At 38.5% G+C, this 5,046-nt stretch carries 5 protein-coding genes; all 5 read left to right on the top strand.

What is annotated here, in order from left to right; all coding sequences use genetic code 11:
- The first annotated feature begins 148 nt into the window (after positions 1 to 148).
- The 5 genes from ACQRBJ_RS15635 to ACQRBJ_RS15615 all read left to right on the top strand — a co-directional run bounded on the left by ACQRBJ_RS15635 (position 149) and on the right by ACQRBJ_RS15615 (position 4,817).
- Entirely contained in the window at positions 149 to 781 is a 633-nt protein-coding gene (locus tag ACQRBJ_RS15635; protein ID WP_445304181.1) for a hypothetical protein, read from the top strand.
- Between the two features lie 14 nt (positions 782 to 795).
- The gene (locus ACQRBJ_RS15630) at positions 796 to 1,038 is read left to right on the top strand and encodes a hypothetical protein (RefSeq protein ID WP_441938483.1); all 243 of its coding nucleotides are present in this window, start codon (positions 796 to 798) and stop codon (positions 1,036 to 1,038) included.
- 443 nt (positions 1,039 to 1,481) lie between these two features.
- Complete coding sequence (locus tag ACQRBJ_RS15625) at positions 1,482 to 2,582, top strand: AAA family ATPase (protein WP_445304180.1); 1,101 nt, start codon at positions 1,482 to 1,484, stop codon at positions 2,580 to 2,582.
- Positions 2,579 to 3,346 (top strand): hypothetical protein, encoded by a 768-nt coding sequence (locus ACQRBJ_RS15620; protein ID WP_445304179.1) that lies wholly within the window; start codon positions 2,579 to 2,581, stop codon positions 3,344 to 3,346. Before ACQRBJ_RS15625 ends, ACQRBJ_RS15620 begins: the two co-directional genes overlap by 4 nt.
- Positions 3,347 to 3,959: 613 nt before the next feature.
- Positions 3,960 to 4,817 carry a GLPGLI family protein gene (locus ACQRBJ_RS15615; protein ID WP_445304178.1) on the top strand — a complete coding sequence of 286 codons (858 nt, stop codon included), beginning with the start codon at positions 3,960 to 3,962 and terminating at the stop codon, positions 4,815 to 4,817.
- Positions 4,818 to 5,046 lie beyond the last annotated feature (229 nt).

The raw sequence follows: 5,046 nt of genomic DNA, 5'->3' as shown, positions 1-5,046 counted from the left end.
TTTGACCTTAATGACCTGATTAACCATTAGTATAGGTTAATAATCACAAAAAGTTACCCTAAGGTAAGTTACCTTTGGGTAACTTTTTGTATATTTGCAGGTGATACGAATGTAATAAAGCAGATAAAACGAATTTAATAAGAAGAATATGGCAGTATTTCAATCTCCTTTTCAGTTTGGTACTTTGGCTACCGAAGAGAATTTTATCGACCGAACGGAAGACAGGGCTTTGCTCAAGCAACTCCTGGCTTCCCATATCAACGTGATGCTCATTTCTCCACGTCGATGGGGAAAATCGTCGCTTGTCAAGAAGGCGATGACGGAACTGAGTGAAGAAGATAAGGAGGTGAGAATCTGCTATATAGATGCTTTCAGTATCGGCTCGGAAGCAGAATTCTATCGCACTTTTGCCAGTCAGGTCATAGCCTGTGCTTCTTCCAAGATAGAACGTTGGATAGAGGATGCCAAGAAGTTCTTGACGGGTGTGGTTCCACAAATAATAGTTAACGATCAGATTACGGATTTTGTGGCTTTCGACCTGAAGTTTGTTCCGCAAGAAAGAGATAAGATGGCGATTCTCCAATTGCCTGAGTTGCTGGCGAAGGAAAAGGGAATCAGGATTATCGTGTGCATAGATGAATTCCAGCAGTTGGCTAATCTCCCGGAATATAAGGATATGGAGGGCAAGATGCGCTCAGTATGGCAACAGCAGCAGTTGACCTCTTATTGCCTTTATGGCAGTAAGCGCAATAGTTCTCTCTCGGTCTCAAGCAGGTATTGAACATCAATACCCCTATGTTTCAGAACGATACGGAAAATCTCAGTTCTACCCAGATAGAGTTGCTTAAGGCGATTGCTGATGGTGAGCAGCATTTCTCATCACAAGCAGTGAAGCAGGTGTATAATCTGGGTAATCCCAATACGATAGTTAAGAACAAGAAGATTCTTCAGAACAAGGATATCATAGAGAAGCAGAAAGCTGATTTTGTATTTGTTGATCCGATTTATCGTCTATGGTTTAAGGAAGAGTATTGCTAAAAGGCAGAAAAGGTTCTTCTGTTGAGCATTACCGCACAGCAGCTGGATTCCATCCGCACAACACTTGATGTGCATCTGCACAACAGCTGATATGCAAGCGCACAACAGCTGTTGTGCGGTTCAAGGTATTAACAATCTTGAAGACAGGTATTATATCTTCTGGCAACTTCTCCTATATCTTTCGAATACTTCTATTATACTTTCCTGCTGCTACTCCTATATCTTTCAATCACTACTCCTATATCTTTCAATGATTATTGATACTTGATTATTATCTTAAATATCCGTAAAATAATTACGGTGGATTGTTTTTTTATATATCTTTGCAAATGCTAAGCAGCACTTGACATTATAATAATTGAATGATGGTTTTCGTCGTTTTGGGGTGTGTTTGCTTTGCATCAACAATTTCGTTATCAATTAAAAATAAAGTATATAGAACCATGTTAGTAAAATTTGCCGTAACGAACTATAGAGGATTTGCTAATCGCATAGAATGGGATTTGTCGAAACCAAGTAACTATTCGTTCAATACTTTTGCCATTAAAGATGGTATCATCAAGAATGGCATCGTGTATGGACCTAACGGTTCTGGCAAGTCGAACTTTGCAATGGCCATCTTCGACATCACCAATCATCTTTCACAGAAGTGGAAGAAGGTGAACTATTATGATAACTTTACATATACGGGAAAGTTGAACTTACCCGTAAAATTTGAATATGCCTTCAAGTTTAGAGATGATACGTTACAATATACATATAGCAAATCGCCTGATGGAAAGCTGGAGGAAGAAGAACTTGTTGTGAATAACAAACTTATTTTCTGCAACAAGAATTCTGTCTTGACATTGGATGATGTTGAGTTCCCGATGGATTCTGCGGTGAAGGCAAACCTTGCCAATAACGCCAACAATGTATCCATCGTAAACTTTCTGCTTACTTCCTATCCTCTTGCCAAGGAACATTATCTTCTGAAGCTGCAGCAATTCGTAAACTCAATGTTATGGTTCAGAAGTGTTGAAAAAAATGAGTTTATGGGGTTGGCTACTGCTCCGGCTAATCTCGATGAGTATATCATCAAGAATCAGCTGACTTGGGACTTTGAGGACTTCATCCATCGGGTAAGTGGACAAAGTTTTGAGTTTCAGGATCCAAAGGATGATGATAAAGAGTTGTATTGCGTATTTGGATTAGGTCGCATTCCATTCGATAAGATTGCATCAACGGGTACTCAATCTCTGATGCTGCTTTATTACTGGCTGAAACAGATGGCAAATGCATCGTTCGTTTTCATCGATGAATTTGATGCTTTCTATCATTTCAGACTCTCTTATGAGGTTTGCAAAACCCTCTTTGCTCTTCCATGTCAAGCTTTTACGTCATCACACAATACCTACCTGATGACCAACGACTTGCTTCGCCCAGACTGCAATTTCATCTTGCAAGACAACAAAATCAAGCCGTTGAGCGACTGCACCCAAAAAGAGTTGAGATTCGGGCATAATATAGAAAAAATGTTTAGAGGTAATGCATTCGAAGTATGATACTATTCGTTTTTGAAGGAGTAAAACGGGAGCCGGATTTGTTCCGCACCATTCAGCGATTATACTTTGCAAACAGAGATGAGCAGATAGTATGTTCCTATAACAACAACATCTATCAACTATACAAAGATTTGCAGGAGTATGATGGCGATGGAGATATTGTGTCTTTACTCATGGAGAAATTTGCCGGTCAAGCAGACAATCCGCTCAAGGATATTGATGCTTCTGCTGACATTTCGGAAATCTATCTGTTCTTCGACTATGACTTTCATAACCGGAATTTATCTCTCGAAGAAATCAACAGGCAGGTAAGGGAAATGCTTGAAACATTCAATAACGAAACGGAGTTTGGTAGGCTTTATATTGACTATCCGATGGTTGAATCTATACGTTATACCAAGCAGTTGCCCGATGCAAACTATTGGACGTATTCTGTAACACGCTCAGAGTGTAGTAAGTTCAAAGGTGTATCTGCCGATTTTTCTGCGTATGACAGTTTCGATTTCATCCTACTGAAAGATCATCGAGAGCCAACAGAAGAAGAGATGAAGGAAGTCAAGCAGAATTGGGAATATTTAAAGGAAATGAATGTGGGAAAAGCGAACTATCTATGTAAAGGGAAGAATTCGATGCCTGCATCTAAAGAAGACATACTTCAAGACAAAATATTCAACTCACAATTAGAGCAGTATGTGAATGCCGAAGATTGTAAAGTAGCAGTACTCAATGCTTTCCCGATATTTCTGTTTGACTATTTCAAATGATATTTGTGACACCAGTGACACTTATGACACTTGTTTTCTAAAACTTTCTTCACGCGGGCGGGCAGGAAAAATTTTTCAGAAAAGTTTCCCGCCCGCCTACGTGAGAGAGTTTTTAAGAAAACCCTGTCACCAGTGTCATCTGTCATTCCTAAGTAAGTTACTTAGCTATCATAACCAAGTCACTTAGCTATCCTAAGCAAGTTACTTAGCCGTCATAAGCAAGTCTCTTTTATCATTGGAATAAATCATCTTTCTGAGCTAATCATCAGAAAAAGAAAGAAAAACCGTGAGAAACAGTGAATAACCGTGAGAAACCGTGAATGGCGGATTCTCATGGATGTATCTTTGCATTGTGATTCTGAAAGGACTACAGGCAATGCGCAGCGCTACTTAACTTTGTTCAGATGAAAGTTCTGCTTTTTTCTAATTTTATAGAGACATTCTGTTGGAGTTTCTTTATTTTTTCGTACTTTTGCAAAAAAAGAGGGATGAAAGGGCAAGTTACCAATATTAATAAAAGTTAAAAGCGCGTTCCTTTAGTTTACTCAATGGTAAGAGTTGCGTATTTTCTAATAAGAATAAGTATGTAGGAAACATATAAAAGAGATATACAATGGAAAAGAAAATGATAAAACAAATGATGATGGCGTTGCTTTTGGCGATGATGCCTTTTGCAGCAAGCGCACAGGAAATTTCAATAGGAGGTTCATGGGCTAATGAACCAGCAAAATTGGGTAAAAACAAAACATTAGACATAAGTGTTATGGAATGCATCTATAACTATCGTATTATAGACCATAGCATTGGAGATATGAGAGAGTATTATGCTATATTGGAAATAGGAGATACTGTTTCTAAATTTGAGAGTTATGGTTCTTATAGGCTAGATTCTGTTCTTGTTGGAAAACAACAGATGACTAACGGAGAGTTTTTAAAAACCTATAATATGTATAGACCAGACTTTAAAGAATTCTTGTTAGAAAATGCAAATACAAAACGACTGTCTTATTATGGTAAGGTATCTATAGATAGTTATACCTATCAAGAGGATTTACCTCAAATTGATTGGGTATTGTCTGATAGTACAAAGATGATTTGTGGATATTTATGCCATCAAGCAACAGCAGTTTTCCGTGGACGTAATTGGATAGCTTGGTTTTGTGATATACCGAAGAGTGTTGGCCCTTGGAAATTAAATGGCTTACCAGGACTAATTCTTGAAGCACAATCAGAAGATAAAGAGCATACTTTTTCTGCGATTTCTGTCCGAAAGTCTAGTTCGCCAATAATTGTCAGAGACACAGAATATTTCAAGACTACTCGTGAGAATTTTAACAAAGCTGTGGCTGATTACAAGTTTGATCCAACTAAGTCATGGCAGAATACACCCATGGCTCCTAAAGACATGAATGGTAAGCCTTTGCCAGTTAAAAAGAGAAAGTTATTCTATAATCCTTTGGAAAAGGAATAGCAGCAAGGCAGTTTAATAAAAACAAGAGTTTTAGCAAGAGTCTTACAAAGCATATTGGGATGGTCGTCCTTGCGTTGCTAATAGCCTTGCCTCTCTCTGCCCAAACCACCCTTTCGGGAATGGTTAAGGACGAGTCGGGAAAGGCTCTTGGCAATGTAATGGTTAGAGCCTACAATCAACATAAGAAGTTGAAGCGTTATACGCAGACGAATAGACAAGGTGAATTCCA

The sequence above is a fragment of the Prevotella sp. SGI.167 genome (assembly GCF_050313615.1).
Taxonomy (GTDB): Bacteria; Bacteroidota; Bacteroidia; order Bacteroidales; family Bacteroidaceae; genus Prevotella.
Note: the sequence above shows the minus strand (reverse complement) of the source record. Positions and strands in the feature narration are given on the sequence as shown.